Annotated in this window: 21 protein-coding genes and 1 tRNA gene; 14 read left to right on the forward strand and 8 right to left on the reverse strand. The window is 62.3% G+C overall.

Annotated elements, in window-relative coordinates; translation table 11 throughout:
• Positions 1–343: 343 nt before the first annotated feature.
• A complete protein-coding gene (locus E8E68_RS24015) occupies positions 344–562 on the reverse strand; it encodes a DUF1127 domain-containing protein (RefSeq protein ID WP_110748384.1) in 219 nt (72 codons plus the stop codon).
• A 96-nt stretch (positions 563–658) separates the two neighbouring features.
• Here E8E68_RS24015 and E8E68_RS24020 point away from each other — a divergent pair, with 96 nt between their 5' ends.
• Entirely contained in the window at positions 659–1,510 is an 852-nt protein-coding gene (locus tag E8E68_RS24020) for a LysR substrate-binding domain-containing protein (RefSeq protein ID WP_110748387.1), read from the forward strand.
• Between the two features lie 70 nt (positions 1,511–1,580).
• Here E8E68_RS24020 and E8E68_RS24025 read toward each other — a convergent pair whose 3' ends face one another.
• Positions 1,581–2,330 carry a sulfite exporter TauE/SafE family protein gene (locus E8E68_RS24025; protein WP_110748391.1) on the reverse strand — a complete coding sequence of 250 codons (750 nt, stop codon included), beginning with the start codon at positions 2,328–2,330 and terminating at the stop codon, positions 1,581–1,583.
• Positions 2,331–2,443: 113 nt separating this feature from the next.
• Here E8E68_RS24025 and E8E68_RS24030 point away from each other — a divergent pair, with 113 nt between their 5' ends.
• The 3 genes from E8E68_RS24030 to E8E68_RS24040 all read left to right on the forward strand — a co-directional run bounded on the left by E8E68_RS24030 (position 2,444) and on the right by E8E68_RS24040 (position 4,480).
• Positions 2,444–3,409, forward strand: coding sequence for a LysR family transcriptional regulator (locus tag E8E68_RS24030; RefSeq protein WP_266032766.1), 966 nt, complete (start codon positions 2,444–2,446; stop codon positions 3,407–3,409).
• 46 nt (positions 3,410–3,455) lie between these two features.
• Entirely contained in the window at positions 3,456–3,911 is a 456-nt protein-coding gene (locus E8E68_RS24035; protein WP_110748399.1) for a MarR family transcriptional regulator, read from the forward strand.
• A gap of 140 nt (positions 3,912–4,051) precedes the next feature.
• Positions 4,052–4,480: an organic hydroperoxide resistance protein gene (locus tag E8E68_RS24040; protein WP_280345547.1), complete on the forward strand. Its 429-nt coding sequence runs from the start codon at positions 4,052–4,054 to the stop codon at positions 4,478–4,480.
• 108 nt (positions 4,481–4,588) lie between these two features.
• On the opposite strand, the gene efp is transcribed toward E8E68_RS24040, so the two are convergent.
• Both efp and earP read right to left on the reverse strand, forming a co-directional pair.
• Positions 4,589–5,158: an elongation factor P gene (efp, locus tag E8E68_RS24045; protein WP_003252871.1), complete on the reverse strand. Its 570-nt coding sequence runs from the start codon at positions 5,156–5,158 to the stop codon at positions 4,589–4,591.
• A 48-nt stretch (positions 5,159–5,206) separates the two neighbouring features.
• Positions 5,207–6,340 (reverse strand): elongation factor P maturation arginine rhamnosyltransferase EarP, encoded by a 1,134-nt coding sequence (gene earP / locus E8E68_RS24050; RefSeq protein ID WP_280345552.1) that lies wholly within the window; start codon positions 6,338–6,340, stop codon positions 5,207–5,209.
• Between the two features lie 90 nt (positions 6,341–6,430).
• On the opposite strand from earP, the gene E8E68_RS24055 reads away from it, so the two are divergent.
• Positions 6,431–6,823 carry a hypothetical protein gene (locus E8E68_RS24055; protein ID WP_280345555.1) on the forward strand — a complete coding sequence of 131 codons (393 nt, stop codon included), beginning with the start codon at positions 6,431–6,433 and terminating at the stop codon, positions 6,821–6,823.
• Between the two features lie 2 nt (positions 6,824–6,825).
• Positions 6,826–7,296 carry a transcription elongation factor GreAB gene (locus E8E68_RS24060; RefSeq protein WP_266032759.1) on the forward strand — a complete coding sequence of 157 codons (471 nt, stop codon included), beginning with the start codon at positions 6,826–6,828 and terminating at the stop codon, positions 7,294–7,296.
• Between the two features lie 114 nt (positions 7,297–7,410).
• On the opposite strand, the gene E8E68_RS24065 is transcribed toward E8E68_RS24060, so the two are convergent.
• Complete coding sequence (locus E8E68_RS24065; RefSeq protein ID WP_266032756.1) at positions 7,411–8,349, reverse strand: LysR family transcriptional regulator; 939 nt, start codon at positions 8,347–8,349, stop codon at positions 7,411–7,413.
• 118 nt (positions 8,350–8,467) lie between these two features.
• On the opposite strand from E8E68_RS24065, the gene E8E68_RS24070 reads away from it, so the two are divergent.
• The 4 genes from E8E68_RS24070 (at position 8,468) to E8E68_RS24085 (ending at position 13,432) form a co-directional block, all read left to right on the forward strand.
• The gene (locus E8E68_RS24070) at positions 8,468–9,217 is read left to right on the forward strand and encodes a 3-oxoacyl-ACP reductase family protein (protein ID WP_266032753.1); all 750 of its coding nucleotides are present in this window, start codon (positions 8,468–8,470) and stop codon (positions 9,215–9,217) included.
• A 271-nt stretch (positions 9,218–9,488) separates the two neighbouring features.
• Positions 9,489–10,673, forward strand: a complete 1,185-nt coding sequence (locus E8E68_RS24075) for an MFS transporter (protein WP_266032750.1) — start codon at positions 9,489–9,491, stop codon at positions 10,671–10,673.
• Between the two features lie 147 nt (positions 10,674–10,820).
• The gene (locus tag E8E68_RS24080; RefSeq protein ID WP_110748421.1) at positions 10,821–11,201 is read left to right on the forward strand and encodes a hypothetical protein; all 381 of its coding nucleotides are present in this window, start codon (positions 10,821–10,823) and stop codon (positions 11,199–11,201) included.
• Between the two features lie 98 nt (positions 11,202–11,299).
• Entirely contained in the window at positions 11,300–13,432 is a 2,133-nt protein-coding gene (locus tag E8E68_RS24085; protein ID WP_280345562.1) for a TonB-dependent siderophore receptor, read from the forward strand.
• A gap of 495 nt (positions 13,433–13,927) precedes the next feature.
• On the opposite strand, the gene E8E68_RS24090 is transcribed toward E8E68_RS24085, so the two are convergent.
• A tRNA-Ser gene (locus E8E68_RS24090) sits at positions 13,928–14,017 on the reverse strand.
• Positions 14,018–14,215: 198 nt separating this feature from the next.
• Between E8E68_RS24090 and E8E68_RS24095 the strand changes: the two genes are divergently transcribed.
• From E8E68_RS24095 to E8E68_RS24105, 3 genes are all read left to right on the forward strand, one after another.
• Positions 14,216–14,905, forward strand: coding sequence for a crotonase/enoyl-CoA hydratase family protein (locus tag E8E68_RS24095; protein ID WP_266032744.1), 690 nt, complete (start codon positions 14,216–14,218; stop codon positions 14,903–14,905).
• Between the two features lie 119 nt (positions 14,906–15,024).
• A complete protein-coding gene (locus tag E8E68_RS24100) occupies positions 15,025–15,738 on the forward strand; it encodes a 1-acylglycerol-3-phosphate O-acyltransferase (protein WP_110747861.1) in 714 nt (237 codons plus the stop codon).
• Between the two features lie 69 nt (positions 15,739–15,807).
• A complete protein-coding gene (locus E8E68_RS24105; RefSeq protein ID WP_110747948.1) occupies positions 15,808–16,779 on the forward strand; it encodes a magnesium and cobalt transport protein CorA in 972 nt (323 codons plus the stop codon).
• Positions 16,780–16,812: 33 nt separating this feature from the next.
• On the opposite strand, the gene E8E68_RS24110 is transcribed toward E8E68_RS24105, so the two are convergent.
• Complete coding sequence (locus tag E8E68_RS24110; protein WP_280345569.1) at positions 16,813–17,544, reverse strand: amidotransferase; 732 nt, start codon at positions 17,542–17,544, stop codon at positions 16,813–16,815.
• A gap of 526 nt (positions 17,545–18,070) precedes the next feature.
• On the opposite strand from E8E68_RS24110, the gene E8E68_RS24115 reads away from it, so the two are divergent.
• The gene (locus E8E68_RS24115) at positions 18,071–18,871 is read left to right on the forward strand and encodes a cytochrome c (protein WP_266032739.1); all 801 of its coding nucleotides are present in this window, start codon (positions 18,071–18,073) and stop codon (positions 18,869–18,871) included.
• A 53-nt stretch (positions 18,872–18,924) separates the two neighbouring features.
• Here E8E68_RS24115 and E8E68_RS24120 read toward each other — a convergent pair whose 3' ends face one another.
• The gene (locus tag E8E68_RS24120; protein ID WP_110747870.1) at positions 18,925–19,257 is read right to left on the reverse strand and encodes a ribonuclease E inhibitor RraB; all 333 of its coding nucleotides are present in this window, start codon (positions 19,255–19,257) and stop codon (positions 18,925–18,927) included.
• Between the last annotated feature and the right edge of the window lie 20 nt (positions 19,258–19,277).

Raw genomic sequence — 19,277 nt, forward strand, 5'->3', positions numbered from 1 at the left:
TCACCTTTCCGCCCTTACGGCGGGTCACTTTTTGTCAAACGCGACAAAAAGTAACCAAAAAACGCTGGCTCCCATCATCCGGCCCCTACGCTACGCTCCGGGGTCCCCTCGCTACGGGCATGCTCCCGGGAGTACGCGCCGAAGGCCCCATCCATGGGGCCTCAGCGCTTGACGGGCATCCATGCCCGTCACCTCCCTCCGCATGCCCTTCGCTCGGCCTACTGAAGTCGCAATCTGTGTCGCCTGAACTATCGCGCGCTTAAAAGCAAAAGCAAAAGCAAAAGCAATAGCAGCGGCAGCGGCAGCGGCAGCGGCAAAGCAAAAACGGTCGCCAGACCTGGCGTTACTTACGTAGTGGGTCATCCCAGAAATGCCGGTCGGCTTCTTGCTGGATATCCGCCCGGCTCAATCCCAGATCGTGCAGGGTCGCATCACTGAGGCGGGCCAGTTCCTGCCGTTGGCGGTACAGCTGCAGCCAGCGCGCAAGGCGCTGCAGGGTCGCATGCCACAGGTGGTTCAGGGTAAAGGCAGGTTGCTGGATGCTGCTGACATGACCTTTCATCGTGAAGCCCTCCGTGTTGATGGCCTCAGTTTCACGCCAGGCTTAAGATCAATCCAACGAATGTTTCTGATGCGATGCATCTCGGAGATTGATGCAATGTCCCTTTATCAGAGCCTCGATGCGGACGTGCTGCGTACCTTCGTCGCCATCGCCGAGCAAGGTGGCTTTACCCGCGCCGGCGAAGTGGTCAACCGCACCCAGTCGGCGGTGAGCATGCAGATGAAACGGCTGGAAGAAGATATTCTGCAGCGCCGGCTGTTCGAACGCGACGGCCGCCAGGTCCGGCTGACGGCCGAAGGCCAGGTGCTGCTGGGCTATGCCAGGCGCATCCTCAAGCTGCATGGCGAAGTGTTCAATACCCTGCGCATGCCGCACATGGTCGGGCTGGTGCGCATCGGCACGCCAGACGACTATGCCATGCGCTTTCTGCCCAGCATCCTGTCGAGCTTTGCCCAGGCATACCCGCTGATACAGGTGGAAGTGCATTGCGACTCGTCCAAGCAGCTGATGCTGCGCCAGGACCTGGACTTGACCATCGTCACCCGCGAGCCTGGCAACGAAATCGGCCAGTTGCTGCGCCAGGAGCGCTTGGTGTGGGCTGCCGCCGAAGGCTTCTGCCCCCAGGAGCAACGGCCGATGCCGGTGGCACTGTTCAATACCGACTGTTTCTGCCGCGCCTGGACCTGCAATGCGCTGGAGGCTCAGGGCATCGACTACCGCATTGCCTACACCAGCCCCAGCCTGGCAGCGATCTTTGCCATCGTTACGGCGGGGTTGGCGGTGACGGCGCAGTTGCAGAGCCTGATTGGCGGGAACATTCGGATTCTGGGCGAAAGCGAAGGCTTGCCGCAGTTGCCCATGGCCAATGTGATGCTGGTGCGCAGTACGCATAACCCCTCGCCAATTACCGACTGCATGGCCGATTACATCATTGAAGGTTTCCAGTAGGCCAAACGCACCCCATCACCTGCAGGGGCAGCCTTGTGCTGCGAATGGGCCGCAAAGCGGCCCCACACATTCAAAGCTCAAAACCGAGCATGACCGCGCACACCACCAAAAACACGCAGAACATCGCGCGCAACACCTTCTCGGGCAACGCATGGGCCAATTTCACCCCCCAGCTGATACTGAGCAAGCCACCCACCGCCAAAGGCAGCCCTACACCCCAGTCAACACTGTGATGCGCCCCATACGTCACCAGGGTGACCAGCGTACTGGGTGCCGCCAGCGCCAACGAAAGGCCTTGCGCCACCACCTGCGTCGTGCCAAATACGCTGGTCAGGATCGGCGTAGCGACCACCGCCCCGCCCACCCCGAACAAGCCGCCCATAGTGCCGGCAAAGCTGCCAAGCACACCCAGCCACGGCCAGGCATAGCGCATCTCGGCACTGGCCGGCGCCGCCTTCATGAACATGCGCGCCACATTCCACACCGCCAGGGCTACCAGGAAGCCGACAAAGCCCAGGCGCATGGAATGCGCATCCAGCCCCACCGCCCAGATAGACCCCAGCCAGGCAAACACAAAGCTGCACAGCGACAGCGGCACGGCATGGCGCAGCTCGATGCGGTTGCGCTGGTGATAGCGCCACAGCGCCAGCAGCACATTCGGCACCACCATCACCAGCGCCGTACCCTGCGCCAATTGCTGGTCCAGACCAAAAAGCACGCCCAACGCCGGAATCGCGATCAGCCCACCGCCAATGCCGAACAAGCCCCCCATGGTGCCCAGGGCTGCGCCCAGCACGATATACAACAACCACTCGATCATCAGGGCCTCGTCCGCCTGTACAAATAATGCGAGCATGCTAACGATTGTACGCTGGCGGGGAAACGCACAGCAGCGCACAATGGCTATGCGTTTTTCGCAAAAGCCAGGCAGCCATGAGCCCCGATACCCTGACCGATCAGTTGAGCCTGTTCCTCGACGTGCTGGAAACCGGCAGTTTTTCTGCCGCCGCCCGCCGCCATCCGCTGACGCCCTCTGCCGTGGCCCGGCGCATCGACAACCTGGAAAGCGCAGTCGGCAGCCGGCTGTTCACCCGCAGTACCCATGCCGTGCGTGCCACACCGGCAGGCAACGCCTTTGCCGAGCGGGCCAGGCGCATCATCGAGGAACTGCGCCTGGCGCGCGCCGAGGCGGTATCGTTGAGCAATGCCCCGGAGGGGTTGATCCGCATCGACGCGCCCGCCGCGTTCGGCCGCCGCCACCTGGCCCCGGCCATCGCCGACTTTCTGGTGGCCTACCCGGGCCTGGACGTGCAACTGCGCCTGATCGACAGCTTCGTCGACCTGCATGGCAGCCACCTCGGCGAGGTCGATCTGGTGCTGCGCGCTGGCCCGTTGGCAGATACCCGCCTGGTCGCTACGCCGCTGGCCTACATGGTGCGCATCGCCTGCGCCAGCCCGGCCTACCTGGCCAGCCGTGGCATCCCCACCTGCCCCAGCGAATTGCCCGGGCACGATGGGCTGGACTGGGATGGCCTGGCGCCACCGTTCGCCTGGCGCTTCAACGTGGCCGGGCAAACCCGGCTGTACCGACCCACGCGCATGCGCATGGCCGCCAACAACGCCGAAACCTTGCTGTTCGGCGCTCTCGCCGGCCTGGGTATAGCTCACCTGCCCACCTGGCTGATCAGCGAATACCTGCTACGTGGCGAGCTGGTGCCGTTGTTTTGCGACGGCGGCCTGCCCAAAGCCGAGACCAGTGGCATCTATGCACTACGCCTGGAACATGAAACGAACTCTCGCAGCCGTTTGCTGCTCGAATTCCTCAAGAGCCGCTTCAGCCCGATTCCACCTTGGGACCTGGCCTTGCGCAATGAACTGCGTGAGCTACACACGCACTAATGATCAGCATGCCAGAATTTCCCTTTGATCACTTTCAAGGACCTGCATGAACGCCGACACCCAAGTTTCCTGTGACGAGCTGCTGCTGGACAACCAGGTCTGCTTTGCCCTGCATTCCACCTCGTTGCTGATGACCAAGGTCTACAAACCGCTGTTGCAGGCACTGGGGCTGACTTACCCCCAGTACTTGGCCATGCTCGTGCTCTGGGAGCGCGACGGCCTGACTGTGGGTGAGATCAGCCAACACCTGCTGACTGACCCGGGCTCGCTCACCCCGCTGCTCAAACGCCTGGAAAGCGAAGGCCTGCTGCAACGCAACCGCAGCCGCGAAGACGAACGGGTGGTGCTGGTGCAACTGACCGACAAGGGCCGTGCGCTGCAGCAACAAGCCAGGGAAGTGCCGCAATGCATCCTCAAGGCCAGCGGACGCAGCCTTGAACAGTTGCAGCAATTGCAGGCCGACTTGCTGAAGCTGCGCGAAAGCCTGCAAAAAAACCTCTGATGACTATGCTGGGCAATGGCCGCTCGGCCAGAAGGTGAAAATTTATCTTGCGCGCTAACTAATTGCGCGCTAATTTAAATCCCACACCAACCCGCGCCTCCCTGCAGACGGGAGCGCACAGCACATTAGCGAGGCTCAAGATGCAAAAGGTGACTCCGCTGTACATCGCAGAAGCTACCTCCACCGGTGGGCGCGACGGTAAATCCCGCTCCAGCGACGGCAAGCTGGAAGTCAAGCTCAGCACCCCCAAAGAGCTGGGCGGTGCAGGCGGTGACGGCACCAACCCCGAGCAGCTGTTCGCCGCCGGTTACTCGGCCTGCTTCATCGGCGCCTTGAAGTTCGTGGCCGGGCAAGAGAAGAAAGCCCTGCCGGCAGATGCCTCGATCACCGCCAAGGTCGGCATCGGCCAGATCCCGGGCGGTTTCAGCCTGGACATCGACCTGCACATCAGCCTGCCGGGCCTGGTCGAGGCCGATGCCAAAGGGCTGGTGGAAAAGGCGCATCAGGTTTGCCCGTATTCCAATGCCACCCGCGGTAATGTGGATGTGCGCCTGCACGTAACCGTTTAAGCCGCGAAGGCTTGCGCTTGCTTGAGTGGGAGCGTTGAGTATTGGCTTCACCTCAGGCACAAAAAAACCCGGCGAGGCCGGGTTTTTTTGTGGGCATTGCAAGAAGAATTACTTCTTGGAACGGCCTTTGAAGCTGTTGTCGCGAGTGTCGATGTCGATCCACTCGTCGATCTGGATGAAGTCGGCAACCGAAATCTCGGTACCGTTCGCCAGCTTGGCAGGCTTCATGACTTTGCCGGAGGTGTCACCGCGAGCAGCGTTCTCGGTGTAGACAACTTTACGGCTGATGGTGGTCGGCAGTTCAACCGATACCAGGCGGCCTTCGAAGAACACGGCTTCGCAGACGTCTTCCATGCCTTCTTCGATGTACGGCAGAACGGCTTCGATGTCTTCGGCGTTCAGCTCGTACATGGTGTAGTCGGTGGTGTCCATGAAGGTGTACTCGTCACCATTGATGAACGACAGGGTCGCTTCTTTGCGATCCAGGATCACGTCGTCCAGCTTGTCGTCCGCACCGTATACGGTTTCGGTCTTGTAGCCGGTCAGCAGGTTCTTCAGCTTGGTCTTCATGATCGCGCTGTTACGGCCCGACTTGGTGAACTCAGCTTTTTGAACCAGCCACGGGTCGTTGTCGATCCGCAGTACGGTACCGGGTTTCAGTTCTTTACCAGTTTTCATTACGAAGTATCCGAATCTGGATGGATTTATAAAAATCGAGGCCGCATATCATAGCCAATTTCGGTAAAACTGTACCAGCGTCATGGCAAGGTCCGGCTGAGCGGCCTGTCGCGCGGCCCAAAGCCGGGCATGTTGCTGCAGTTGCGGCCAATGCTGGCGGGCCGCCTGCCAGGCCTGGGCCATGTCCGAATCCATGTTCCAGGCGCGCCACAGGCCCATGAGTGCGGCGTCGGCATCGCCTGACAAACCCCGTCGATAATGCGCCAGGAACGCTTCGAGCTTTTCCCAGTGGGCGTTCTCGTCCTGCACGTAGATATGCCACAGCATCGGCTGCGCGGCCCATTGCGCACGCACAAAGGAGTCTTCGCCACGCACCGCGTTGAAATCGCAGCTCCACAGCAACCGGTCGAAGTCATCCTGGCTGACGAAAGGCAGCACCTGTACGGTCAGGGTACCGCGCTTGCGCACATCCCCCACTTGCAATGGCGCCTCGCCAAGCCACTGGCTGAGGCCGGCGACGATACGGCCTTGCGGCACCAGGAGGTGACAAGGTTGATCCCCTGAGGCCAAGGCATCGAGCCAGTTGGCCAATTGTGGGTTTTCATAAGCGAACAACGAAATCAGCAATGCCCCGTGCTCGGGGCTTACGCCCAAGCCTTGCAGAAACGCCTGCCGTGCATCGGCCGAGTGCTGGAACGCGTCACGCCGGGCCAGCAGCTCACCCTCACGCAGCAGGCCACCGGTTTTATCGGTAAAGCCGGGGAAGAAAAACACCTTGCGCAGGCCATTGGGCTGCGGCGAAGGCAGGCCATGGCAGCCTTCCACCCAGTCCTCGGCACTGAGGTATTCAAGGTTGAGCCACAGCGGCGGCCGCGGGCAGGCACGCATGGCCTCGACATAGGCGTTGGGCAACTGGCAGGCAAAGGCACCGATCACCACGTCGGCAGGCGCCACCGGCAGCCACGCCGCCGGCCACTGCCGCACCTCCACACCTTGCTGCCATTGCTGCGCGGCAGCGGCATCGGCGCCGGGGCACATGGGCGTGAAGGCGTTCAGGTCATCCACCCACAGGCGCACCGCCAGGCCATGCTCGGCCACCAGCTGGCGGGCCAGGCGCCAGGTAACGCCGATATCGCCGTAGTTGTCGACGACGCTGCAGAAGATGTCCCAGGTGGCTTTCATGCGCCGCTCCCCTTTACCTGCGGAAAAACGCGGATTCTGCCCGACAGCATGCGACAATGCACCCTGCCCCACCCTGCCAAGGAGGTTGCCATGCGCCGCACCCGTGAACTGAAGATCACCCTGAAGCCGCTGCAGTTGGTCCTGTGTGTTGCCTTCGGCCTCTGGCTTGGCGCCGTGGCCATCGCCCTGAGCCTGTGGCTGGCCCTGCAACTGTGGCCCGCCCAGGTAGCGCCCATTGCCCAGGCTGTGGCGCCAGCCCTGGTAAAACCGGCAACGCCAGTGGCGCAGCCGCAGGATGCGCAAGCGGAGATGTTCGAACGCTACCAACACATCCTGCACAAACAGGAACAGCAGCAAGCCGCCGAGGCAGCCCAAGGCAACCCGCGCAACCTCAACAACCCCAAGTGCCAGTTCTGGCTGCAACAGAACCGCACTGCACCCACTGACAAAAGCCAGGCCAACGTGCTGGAGTTCTGTTACTGACCATGGACAAGCCCCACCTGCTGGCGCAGATCGTCGCCACCCTCGAGCATGACCTGGACGTGCTGACCCGGGCGGCGCAAACCGCCTACGAAGCTGCCACCGCGGAAGAAAACATCGCCGAGAACAAATACGACACCCTGGGCCTGGAAGCCTCCTACCTGGCCACCGGCCAGGCGCGGCGCAGTGCCGAGATACGCCAGGCGGTGCTGATTTACCAGCAACTGCTGCTGCGCGCCTACGACCCTGCGCGCGGGGTGCAGGTGAGCAACCTGGTGACGCTGGAGGATGAAGCTGGCGAGCGACGCCGAGTGTTCCTGGGGCCCGAGGCAGCGGGGTTGAAGATTGGTGACGGCGACGAGCTGGTCACGGTAATTACCCCTCGTTCACCGCTGGGGCAGCTGTTGCTGGGCAAGCGGGTCGACGACGAGGTGAGCCTCGGGATGCAGATACTGTTCATTGTTGATGCTGCCTGAACCGGCCTCTTCGCGGGCACGCCCGCTCCCACAAGGCCCCCACTGTCTTCAGGGCTGTGATATCCCTGTGGAAGCGGGCGGGCCCGCGAAAGGGTCGGCACTGGCAATAATTCGCTAAAGGGCCTGCAAGGCATCGAACCGCCCCGCCAGCCCCTGCTCGGCAAACTGCTCCACCACAAAATCGATAAACGCCCGGGTCTTGCCGGGCATCAGCTTGTGCTCGGCGAAATACAGGCTGATATGCCCATCGTCCACATACCAGTCCGGCAGTACCCGCTGGAGCCGCCCGCCCTGCAAATAGGGCACTGCAAACGGCAGGCTCACCAGCGCAATCCCCAGCCCCTGCTCGGCCACCGCACACGCGGCATCCGAATCGCTCATGGTCATCGCCTGGCGTAACTGTAGCGGCTGCTGCGCCTGCCAGCGGCTGGTCAACGGCCACGAACGCACCCGCCCGGTCTGGGGTGAGCGAATCAGGATGCCGTCATGCCGCTGCAACACCTGCGGGTCTTCAATCTGCGCATGCCGCTGCAGGTACGACGGTGCCGCCACCAATACCCGGTGGGCCGGTGTCAGCTTGCGCGCGACGACCCCCGGCGGCAGCTCGAAACCACCCCCGATCGCCGCATCGAAGCCTTGGCCGATCAGGTCGACCTGGCGGTTGTCAAAATGCCAGTCCGGGGTAATCGCCGGGTAGCGGCGCAAGAACTCACCCAGCAGAGGCAACACATACAAACGCCCGAACACCGTGCCCATACTCACCCGCAGCAGCCCGGCCGGCTGCCCTTCGGCGCTGGCCAGGTTGGCCACGGCGTACTGGATGGTGCGGAAGCTGTCACTGACTTCACCCAGAAAACGCTGCCCCGCCTCGGTCAAGGTCAGCTTGCGCGTACTACGCTGGAACAACCGCACGCCCAGGCGCGACTCCAACTGGGCAACATGCTTGCCCACGGCGGCGGGGGTAATGCGCAAGCGCCTGGCAGCCTCGGCGAAGCTGCCGACCTCGGCACTGCGGATGAAGCATTCCAACGCGTTGAACGATTCCATGGCCATGATTGGCAACCAAAGGTTTACTCTGCTGATAGTGATTGCCATCTTATCAGCAGGTAATCGAGCGCCGATACTGCGCCCATCCAAGGCATTTCGGCCTGGCTTCCAGCAGGAGATCAGCATGTCCAAGCAACTTACACTCGAAGGCAAAGTGGCCCTGGTACAGGGCGGTTCCCGCGGTATTGGTGCGGCCATCGTGCGGCGCCTGGCACGCGAAGGCGCACAGGTGGGCTTCACCTATGTCAGTTCTGCCGGTCCGGCAGAGGAGCTGGCACGGGAAATCAACGAAAACGGCGGCAAGGCCCTGGCCCTGCGCGCCGACAGCGCCGACGCCGCCGCCGTACAACTGGCCGTGGATGACACCGTAAAGGCCTTCGGCCGGCTGGATATCCTGGTCAACAACGCTGGCGTACTGGCGGTGGCACCACTGACCGAATTCGACCTCGCCGATTTCGACCGTACCCTGGCGGTGAACGTGCGCAGCGTGTTCGTCGCCAGCCAGGCCGCTGCACGCTACATGGGCCAAGGCGGGCGCATCATCAACATTGGCAGCACCAACGCCGAGCGCATGCCGTTCGCCGGTGGCGCGCCTTATGCCATGAGCAAGTCGGCGCTGGTTGGCCTGACCCGCGGCATGGCGCGTGACCTGGGGCCGCAGGGCATTACCGTGAACAACGTGCAGCCAGGGCCGGTGGACACCGACATGAACCCGGCCAGCGGCGAGTTTGCCGAAAGCCTGATTCCGCTGATGGCGATCGGGCGGTATGGCGAGGCGGATGAGATCGCCAGCTTTGTGGCTTACCTGGCGGGGCCGGAGGCTGGCTATATCACAGGGGCCAGCCTGACTGTGGATGGTGGGTTTGCAGCCTGATTGACGGGCTGCCTGTACCGGCCCTTTCGCGGGCAAGCCCGCTCCCACAGGCCCCCACAGGTCCAGGGCTGCAGTGAGCCTGTGGGGCGGGTTTACCCGAGACGCTTGCGCGGGCTCACCCGTTACCTCACTCAGAAAGGCCCTGGCAGCCGGCGCGCCACCATCGATCTATCCGCTTTCAAGAGGGATAAATTGAAAACGCTACATTGGCGTCATCCCTGACACTTCCTGATAATTACCCCCCACTCACTCCTGCCGCCACGAGAACCTAATGAACACCCCCCTCAGCCGCGCCCTGATCCTGCTGATGGCAACCGCCACCGGCCTGGCGGTGGCCAGCAACTACTACGCCCAACCGCTGTTGCACAGCATCGCCCAACAGTTCGGCCTGAGCACCGCCAGCGCCGGCAGCATCGTGATTGCCGCGCAGCTCAGCTACGGCGCCGGCCTGTTGCTGCTGGCACCGCTAGGCGATCTGTTCGAGCAGCGCCGGCTGATCACCGTGATGACCGTCATTTCCACCGTTGGCCTGGTCATCAGCGCCTGCGCACCCAGCCTGCCCTGGCTGATCCTTGGCACGGCGCTGACCGGGCTGTTCTCGGTGGTGGCGCAAATTCTCGTGCCGATGGCCGCGACCCTGAGTGAACCGCATCAGCGCGGGCGGGCGGTTGGCACGCTGATGAGCGGCCTGCTGCTGGGTATCCTGCTGGCGCGCACCGCTGCCGGCTTCATGGCCGAGCTGGGCGGCTGGCGCAGCATCTACGTGCTGGCCGCTGTGCTGATGGGGATCACTGCCGTGGCGCTGTACCGCAGCCTGCCGCAGCACCACAGCCATGCCGGGCTGAAGTATCCGGCCCTGATCGGCTCGGTGTTTCGGCTGTTCCTCGAAGAGCCGGTACTGCGCCTGCGCTCGCTGCTGGGGCTGCTGGCGTTCAGCCTGTTCGCGTTGTTCTGGACACCGCTGGCATTCCTGCTGGCAAAGGGCCCCTACCACTACTCGGATGCCGTGATCGGCCTGTTTGGCCTGGCCGGTGCCGCGGGTGCGCTGTCGGCCAACTGGGCCGGGCGCCTGGCCGACCGCGGCAAGGGTTCACTGGGCACCACCGTTGGCCTGGTGGTATTGCTGCTGTCGTGGGTGCCGCTGGGGTTTGCCGAACAGTCGCTGCTGGCCTTGCTGCTGGGCGTGCTGATGCTCGACCTGGCGGTGCAACTGGTGCATGTGAGCAACCAGAATGCGGTGATTGCCTTACGACCAGAAGCACGTACGCGACTGAATGCCGGGTATATCACCTGCTACTTCATTGGCGGGGCGCTGGGGTCGCTGCTGGGCACGCAGCTGTTCCAGCGCCAGGGCTGGATGGGCATTGTGGTGGCGGGATTGGTGATTGGAGCCTTGGCGTTGCTGGCCTGGGGGTTGGCCGAGCGCAAGCGCAAGAACGCCTTGCAGGTAGCCTGAAAGTCGTCGCCGTGATTCGCGAGCGCGCCCGCATCAGCCAGGGTGACAACATACCGCACTACCCTCCGTCGCCTTGGCGTTGACTTGCCTGCCCCGGCAGCGCTCAGTAGGCCCTGGTCAAATGCCAATACCTGACAGGACGATTTTATGACAAGACTCACGGTTCAATCCGGCGATTTCTTGCAAGGTGAAGGCGAGTATCGCAATGGATCGCTCACACTCAAGACCCCGCGCAGCCCGTCCCCGGGCGAGCGGATTTCCCTGGCACGTATCAGCGACCTGCGCCTGGCCAGCCTGGAATCCAACCGCAGCCTGGGCACTGCCCTGGGCTGGGGCGTGGCTGGCGCACTGGTGGCCGGGCCGGTAGGGTTGCTGGCCGGGCTGTGGCTGGGCGGCAAGGAAGAAGAAGCGACCTTCCTGGCCACCTTCAAGGACGGCCGCAAGCTGATGGCCGTTACTGATGGCAAGACCTGGTCGAAGATCGATGACAACTGGCGCCAGCATAAGCGGCCAGTCAGGGCAGGCTGACTGAATATCGCCAGGCCTGGATCGTTTTATGTTGAAGGCGGCTGGTAAGATGCCGCCTTTTTTCATGGCCTGTGCCGCGCCTCCAGGAGCCCCACCGCATGCCCCCGGTTCACCCCCGCCTGCCCCTGAGCCTGCTCAGCCTGGGCCTGGCCCTGCATTGCCCCCATGTGCTTGCCGAAGACAGCGTGCTCCTTGACCCGGTGCAGGTTTCCGACACCTACGCCAACGACGGTTACCAGGCGCGCCAGGCCACAGTGGCCGGTTTCCAGCCCGCGCCGCTGCTCGACACCCCGGCCTCGGTCAGCGTGTTCGGCCAGCAACTGCTGGAAGACCGCCAGGTACGCAAGCTCAGCGAAGTGCTGCAAAGCGACGCCTCGGTCGGCGAAAGCTATGCACCCATCGGCTACTACGAAAACTTCAACGTGCGCGGTTTCGAGCTGAACGCTGCCAGCAGCTACCGCATCAACGGCCAGACTATCGCCGGCGAGCAGAATGTTGCCCTGGAAAACAAGCAGCAGGTGGAACTGCTCAAGGGCCTGTCCGGGCTGCAGAGCGGTGTGTCAGAGCCGGGCGGCCTGATCAACTACGTGACCAAGCGCGCCGAAGACGTGCGCAGCATCACCCTATCGACCAACGAACAGGGCGAACGCTACCTGGCCACCGACCTGGGTGGCTGGTTCGGTAGCGAAAGGCAGTTTGGCCTGCGCGCCAACCTGGCCCATGAGGACATCCGCTCTTATGTGGACCATGCAGACGGCAAGCGCGACTTCGCCTCGCTGGCCTTCGACTGGCAGATCAGTGCGGACGCCACCTTGCAACTGGACGCCGAATACCAGCACCGCGAACAAGGCTCGGTGCCAGGTTACCAACTGCTCGGCGGCACCGAACTGCCCCATGGCATCGACCCCAGTGACCGTCTGGCCTATCAGCATTGGGCCAAGCCGGTGCAGAACGACTCGCTGAACCTGGGTGGGCGCTTCGAGTACCGCTTCAACGAGGCCTGGACCGGCACCCTGAGCGCGTCGCGCAGCAAGGTGGTGATCGATGACTACAGTTCGTTCGCCTGGGGTTCGAGCGAAGGCGCGTTCTTCGGCAGCAATGGCGACTACGACATCTACGATTTCCGCAGCCCTGACGACACCCGCCGCACCGACGAGGCACAGGCCATGCTCAACGGGCGCTTCGATGCGCTGGGGGTGGGCCATGAACTGACCGTGGGCAGCAGTGCGCAGCGCCGCACGCTGGACCAGCGCCCGTACTACAACGAATGGCTAGGCACCGGCAACATCTACACCGGGGCCCCGCCCCTCGCCCCGTCTGACAAGCCGGTCGGCGCCAGCGAGCGACGCCTGGACAGCCGGCAGTATGGCCTGTTCGTCAGTGATCGCATCAGCCTCAACGAGCACTGGCAGACCGTGCTGGGCGCCCGTGAAGTGCGCCTGGACGAAAAGACCTGGGACGAGAACGGTGTTGCTGGCCGCCATACCCGTCAGTACGAATTGCTGCCCAATGCTGCGCTCATCTACAAGCCGCAGGCGGATACCACCGTGTATGCCAGCTACTCCAAAGGGCTGTCGGCTGGCGGCACTGCGCCCTGGTTCGCCAGCAATGCTGCGCAGATCCTCGCGCCTACCACTTCACACCAGCTGGAACTGGGCATCAAGCACGACTGGCAGGGCCTGACCCTGAGCGCCGCGTTGTTTCAGATTCGCCAGGCTTACCAGTACGCGCGGCCAGAGGGTGCCGGCACCTTCACCTACGTGCAGCAAGGCCAGCAAAAGAACACCGGGCTGGAACTGGGCGCCAGCGGCTGGGTGACCCCGAAGCTGCAGGTACAGGCCAGTGCGGCAGCCATTCGGGCGCGGGTGCAGAACAGCGGTACCGATGACTATGAAGGCCACCAGGCAATCAATGTGCCCCGGTTCCGCGCGGCGTTGCACGCCGAATACAGCTTGCCAGTAACGGGCCTGGCGCTGCTGGGCGGAGTGCGGTACAGCGCCAGCAAGTATGCGAGCCAAGCGGGTAATGTGGAGGTTGGCGGGTATACCGTGTTCGATCTGGGTAGCCGCTACCGCACGCGGGTCGGTGGTTATGACACGGTGCTGCGGCTGACGGTGGATAACGTGTTCGACAAGCGTTACTGGCGCGATGTAGGGGATTACCTGGGGGATAACTACCTGTTCCAGGGTGCACCGCGTACCGCTCGGCTTTCGGCTTCGGTCAGCTTCTAGATCGCCGGGGCCGCCCCCACAGGAAATCGACCATCCTGTGGGGCACCTGTCTTACTCAATTTCTAGAATCTAGCGCAATCCCTGTGGGAGCGGCTTTAGCCGCGAACACCGGCGCAGCCGGTGCCATCCACCGTGTTGGATGCTTCGCGGGGCAAGCCCGCTCCCACAGGTCCAACCCCGCAGGCTTGAGGCTGATGCAGTACCTGGGGAAACAACTGGCCTGCTCAATTTCTAGAATCTAGCGCAATTGGACTGTGGGAGCGGGCTTGTCCCGCGAACACGGGCGAAGCCCGTGCCATGCACCGTGTTGGATGCTTCGCGGGGCAAGCCCGCTCCCACAGGTACCCCGCAGGCTTGAGGCTGATGCAGTACCTGGGAAACAACTGGCTTGCTCAATACCTCAAAACTGGCGCGATAGGCTGCACAGCAGCCCCCAATGGCACTTGAAAACAAAAAGCCCCCGAGCTTTTCAGCGCGGGGGCTTTTCGTAGAATGTGGCGGTGAAGAAGGGATTTGAACCCTTGATACGATTTCTCGTATACACACTTTCCAGGCGTGCTCCTTCGACCACTCGGACACTTCACCGTTTCTCTTCAAGCCTTGCAGCCTGTCGAGGTGCGCTAATTTAGTGAAAGAGCTTTCCTTTGGCAAGCATTTTTTTCAAATTTTTCATGTATTTGCACCTGGACCCGACTGGACGCTGACCGACCAGTCAGCCTTGCTGCTTTACCTCGCCCATTGCGCTGGGTAACGTCTTCGCCACGCCAACAAAAGGACTCTGCCATGAGCGAGCTGATTACCTACCACGCCGAAGACGGCATCGCCACCCTGACCCTGAACAACGGCAAGGTCAACGCCATCTCGCCGGACGTCATCACGGCCTTCAATGCCGCGCTGGACCGCGCCGCCGAAGAACGGGCGGTGGTGATCATCACGGGGCAGCCGGGCATCCTCTCGGGTGGTTACGACCTGAAAGTGATGACCAGCGGGCCCAAAGAAGCCATCAGCCTGGTCACCGCTGGCTCCACCCTCGCGCGCCGCCTGCTGTCGCATCCGTTCCCGGTCGTGGTCGCCTGCCCGGGCAATGCCGTGGCCAAGGGTGCCTTCCTGCTGCTGTCGGCCGACTACCGCATTGGTGTCGAAGGGCCGTACAAGGTGTGCCTGAACGAAGTGCAGATCGGCATGACCATGCACCACGCAGGCATCGAACTGGCCCGCGACCGCCTGCGCCGCTCGGCCTTCCATCGTTCGGTGATCAATGCCGAGGTGTTCGACCCGCAAGCAGCGGTGGATGCCGGCTTCCTTGACAAGGTGGTGCCGGCCGAGCGGTTGCAGGAAGCGGCGCTGACCGTGGCGCGGGAATTGAAGAAGCTGAACATGCTGGCGCACAAGAACACCAAGCTGAAAGTACGCAAGGGGTTGCTCGAAGCGCTGGACAAGGCGATCGAACTCGACCAGCACCACATGGGTTGACCGCTCGAGCCCTTTCGCGGGCAAGCTCGCGAAAGGGCGCGAGCAGTCTCACACACAGGTTTGCTCCAACCAGTGCACACCCGTACACTGCCTGGCGACTGTCTGGTGTGAGTCGTACCATGCTTTATTCGTTGCGCATGTTTCTGCTGGCGCTGCATTTTCTGGCCGTCGGCGCCATCGGCCTGCTCATTGGCCTGTGCCGGCCCTTCAACCCCGACAACAGCCGCGTATTCGCGCGCCTCTATAGCCGCCCGGCCACCTGGCTGATGCGCATCAGGGTCAAGGCCGAAGTCGGCCCGCTGTGGGACCAGCCGCCAGGCTGCGTGATCGTCGCCAACCACCAATCCAACTTTGACCTCTTCGTGCTGGGCCAGGTCGTGCCACAACGCACGGTGGCCATCGGCAAGAAAAGCCTGGGCTGGATCCCGCTGTTCGGCCAACTGTTCTGGTTGGGTGGCAACGTGCTGATCGACCGCAAGAATGCCTACCAGGCGCGCAAGGCCCTGCAGAAAACCACCCGGGTGCTGCAGGACGATACGTCGATCTGGATTTTCCCCGAGGGCACGCGCAACCCCGGCGAGCATCTGTTGGCATTCAAGAAAGGCGCGTTCCACATGGCCATCGAGGCCGGTGTACCGATCGTGCCTGTGTGCGTCAGCCGCTATGCCGGGCGCATGCGCCTGAACAGCTGGCGTCAGCGCACGGTCATCGTGCGCTCGCTGCCGCCGATAGCCACGGCGGGCCTGACCCAGCAGGACCTGCCGGCGCTGATCGAGCAGTGCCGGGGGCAGATGCAGCAGTGCATTGACCGGATGGAAACCGAGCTGGCCTGATCCGGGTTGCTCTTGAGCCGGGTACAGCCCAAGCTGTACACCGTGTTCAACCGGAATAAGCGGGCAACCATGGGTCGAGTCGTGGCGTCAGCGGTGTACAGCGCCGGCAGGAAAGTCACCAACATCAGCATCGACGAAGGCAGCGAGTGGGCGCGCAAGCCGGGGCATTTCGTGTGGATCGGCCTTGAAGAGCCCAACGCCGAGGAACTGGCCAACCTGCAGTGCCAGTTCAACCTGCACGAGCTGGCCATCGAAGACGCGCTGGAAAAACACAGCCGGCCGAAGCTGGAAACCTTCGGCGATGCGCTGTTCATCGTCACTTACTCACCGGTACGCCACGAAGGCAAGCTGGAGTTCATCGAAACCCACATCTTCGCTGGCAACGGCTACATCATCACCTGCCGCAACGGCCACTCCAAATCCTACGCCATGGTGCGCCAGCGCTGCGAGGCGCGGCCTTTGCTGCTGGAGCACGGCGAAGACTTCGTGCTGTACGCCTTGCTCGACTTCGTTACCGAGAACTACCAGCCGGTCAGCGAAGCCATTCATGGCGAGATCGAAGCGCTGGAGCAGAGCGTGCTGGGTGGTTCACTGCAAGAAGACGACATCCGCCGCCTGCACAGCCTGCGCCGCGACATCCTGCGCCTGCGCCGCTACGTGGCACCAATGGTGGAGATCAGCGAGGAACTGCAGCGCCTGAGTTTCCCGTTCATCGACAAGAACATGCGCCCGTATTTTCGTGATGTGCAGATTCACGTGACCCGGCAGATGGAAGACCTGGCGGGCATCCGCGACATCGCCAGCCAGACCATCGAAATCGGCATGTTGCTGGAGTCGTCACGGCAAAGCATCGTGCAGCGCAAGTTTGCGGCATGGGCGGCGATTCTGGCGTTCCCTACGGCGATTGCCGGGGTGTACGGGATGAACTTCCAGAACATGCCGGAGCTCAGCTGGCATTACGGATATTTTGCAGTGCTGGGGGTGATTGCGGCGGGATGTACGGGGCTGTATGCCAGCTTCAAGAAATCGGGTTGGTTGTAAGACTTTTGGGGCCGCCTTGCGGCCCCCTAGCCATTATGCCGCGTCGTGCTTGTTCACAGGCTGCTGGATAAACCGCAACATCCACTCCCCTACCAGATCGCCCTGGTGCTCGGTGGCCAGGCTGGCCACGGCCTTGTGGTACACCTCGTCGCCCAGGTGTTCCTGACGGGCATCGAGCAGAGCCCTGGAATAGTCGTGGACGAACTCCGGGTGGCCCTGGAAGCACAGCACCTGGTCGCGAATATGGTACGCCGCGTTCGGGCAGAAATCGCTCGAGGCAATCACAGTGGCACCTTCCGGCAATTCGGTCACCTGGTCCTGATGGCTGATCAGCAAGGTCAGCTCCGACACTTCCGGGTCCATCCACGGCGCATGCGCCGCCAGCGAATAGCGATGAATGCCCACGCCCCAGCCCTTTTCGGCGCGCTCGGCCTTGCCACCCAGGGTCAATGCCAGCAACTGGTGGCCAAAACACACGCCCAGCAACTTCTCGCCACGCTCGTACAACTTCAGCAGGTAGGCCTTGAGCGTCTGGATCCACGCATCGGTGCCAAACGAATCGGCCTTGCTGCCGGTGACCAGATAGGCGTCGAACACTTCATGCTCGGCGGGGTAGTCGCCGTTCATCACGTTGTACACACAAAATTCGGCGGCGATCGGCTGACGCGAGAACAGCTGCTCGAACATCCTGCCGTAGCCCTGGTATTGCGCCGTCAACTCCGGACGCAGGACATCGGTCTCAAGGATGCAGATGCGTAACGACATAGGAATAGTCCTGAACGACATGGGTGGGAATCTGCTATAGAGACTGACGCGAAAGGCACGTACAAGCAAGTAGGCTGCACTGACGAACGGTCACATTTCGTCGGCGACCCGCTAGCAGCACTGCCAGTGTCTAACGAGAGCCTGCCAGCGGGCTGGCACATGGCCTCATAACTATAATGAATCAAGAGATCATGCAAATAGAACAAAGGGTTCTCAAATATGGATCCCGCACACCCTACTGTTGGTTGTATATCGAATTACTAGAGGCATGCAGTTCTGGCGTGATGCAACGCCGCTGCGATCGACCCGAAGCGCGACAAGGAAGCCAACGGGTATTCAGGAATAACAACAAGAAGGCGGTCCGCCATGTTCAGACAATCGAAAATTCGCCAAGCTGGGCTCATTTTATTCGCCACCACATTACTGCTGATACTGCCGAACCTGACCCGTTTGTTCGGCTGAGGCGGCGGTGGCGCCGGGGGTAGCGCACAGGTAACCTGCTGGCCTTGATGGTCGGAGAACGCCTATGCGCCGCTGCCTTACCCTGTTTGCATTGCTTTTGAGCCTGCCGCTGTCGGCGGCGCAACTGCAGCTTGAGCTTGGTGCCCAGGCGCGCCAATGGAGCAGCGCCGAACTGCTCAGCCACCCGCAGGCTCGGGTAATCAGCATTGAACAGGATGTTTCCTACAAACGGCCCATGCATTACCGCGCCGTGCCGTTGGCTGCGCTGTTACCCGGCGTAAGTGCCAGCGACCACCTGCAGGCCGTGGCGCTGGATGGCTTTGCGGCAGAGATGCCGGCTGCGCCGCTGCTGCAGCAAGGGCCGGCACGTGCGTGGCTGGCCGTGGAAGACCCGGGCAAACCGTGGCCACCACTGGGCCCTGGCAAACCAGGGGCCGGGCCATTCTACCTGGTGTGGACAGCCCCCCAGGCCAGCGGCATTCGCCCCGAGCAGTGGCCGTTTCAGATTTCGACGATTCGCAAACTCACGCCCGTAGCACAGCGTTTTCCAGCGCTACTGCCGGACCCGAAGTTGACGGCCAGCAGCCCGGTGCACCAGGGTTTTGCGCTGTTCCAGCAGAACTGCCTGGCCTGCCACCGGCTGAATGGGGCCGGGGACGCGCAGGTGGGGCCGGATTTGAATCTGCCACATAACCCGACCGAGTACTTTCAGCCGGCTTACCTGCGCAAATTGATACGAAACCCGCAAAGCTTGCGGCAGTGGCCGCAGGCAAAGATGCCGGGGTTTGACGAGCGCGTGTTGAGCGAGCAGGAGCTGGACAGTTTATTGGCCTATCTAAGCCATATGGCTGGGCGCAGGCCCTGAAGAAATGTGCGTTTCTTCGCGGGCGAGCCCGCGAAGAAAGCAGGGTGTAACGGTCAGGCTATGGGTCGCTCGTGCTTGACCCCCCATCCTTCCACCTCCCCCCCATAAGGTGTCACCAACTGCTCGAAGGTCTCTTCAAAATCGCCAATCCCGCCATGGGTGGCGTACATGACTTTGCTCAACTCCAGGTGCCAGGCGCCATCGCCCAGCTCCTTGACCTGGGCATTCAACGATTCCCCGCGAAACTGACCGGCCGCGCGGCGCGCCCCTGCTTCGTCCGGGAAAATGGCATAGAACTCGATGGGGTGGATCTGGGTGAAGTCGAAACCGCCTGCTTTCATCTGGCGCAGGACGTTGCTGCTGATGTCGTCGTTCTGGCTGCTCATGAAACGTCCTCCTGAATAAT

The sequence above is a fragment of the Pseudomonas sp. BN607 genome (assembly GCF_029871175.1).
GTDB lineage: Bacteria > Pseudomonadota > Gammaproteobacteria > Pseudomonadales > Pseudomonadaceae > Aquipseudomonas.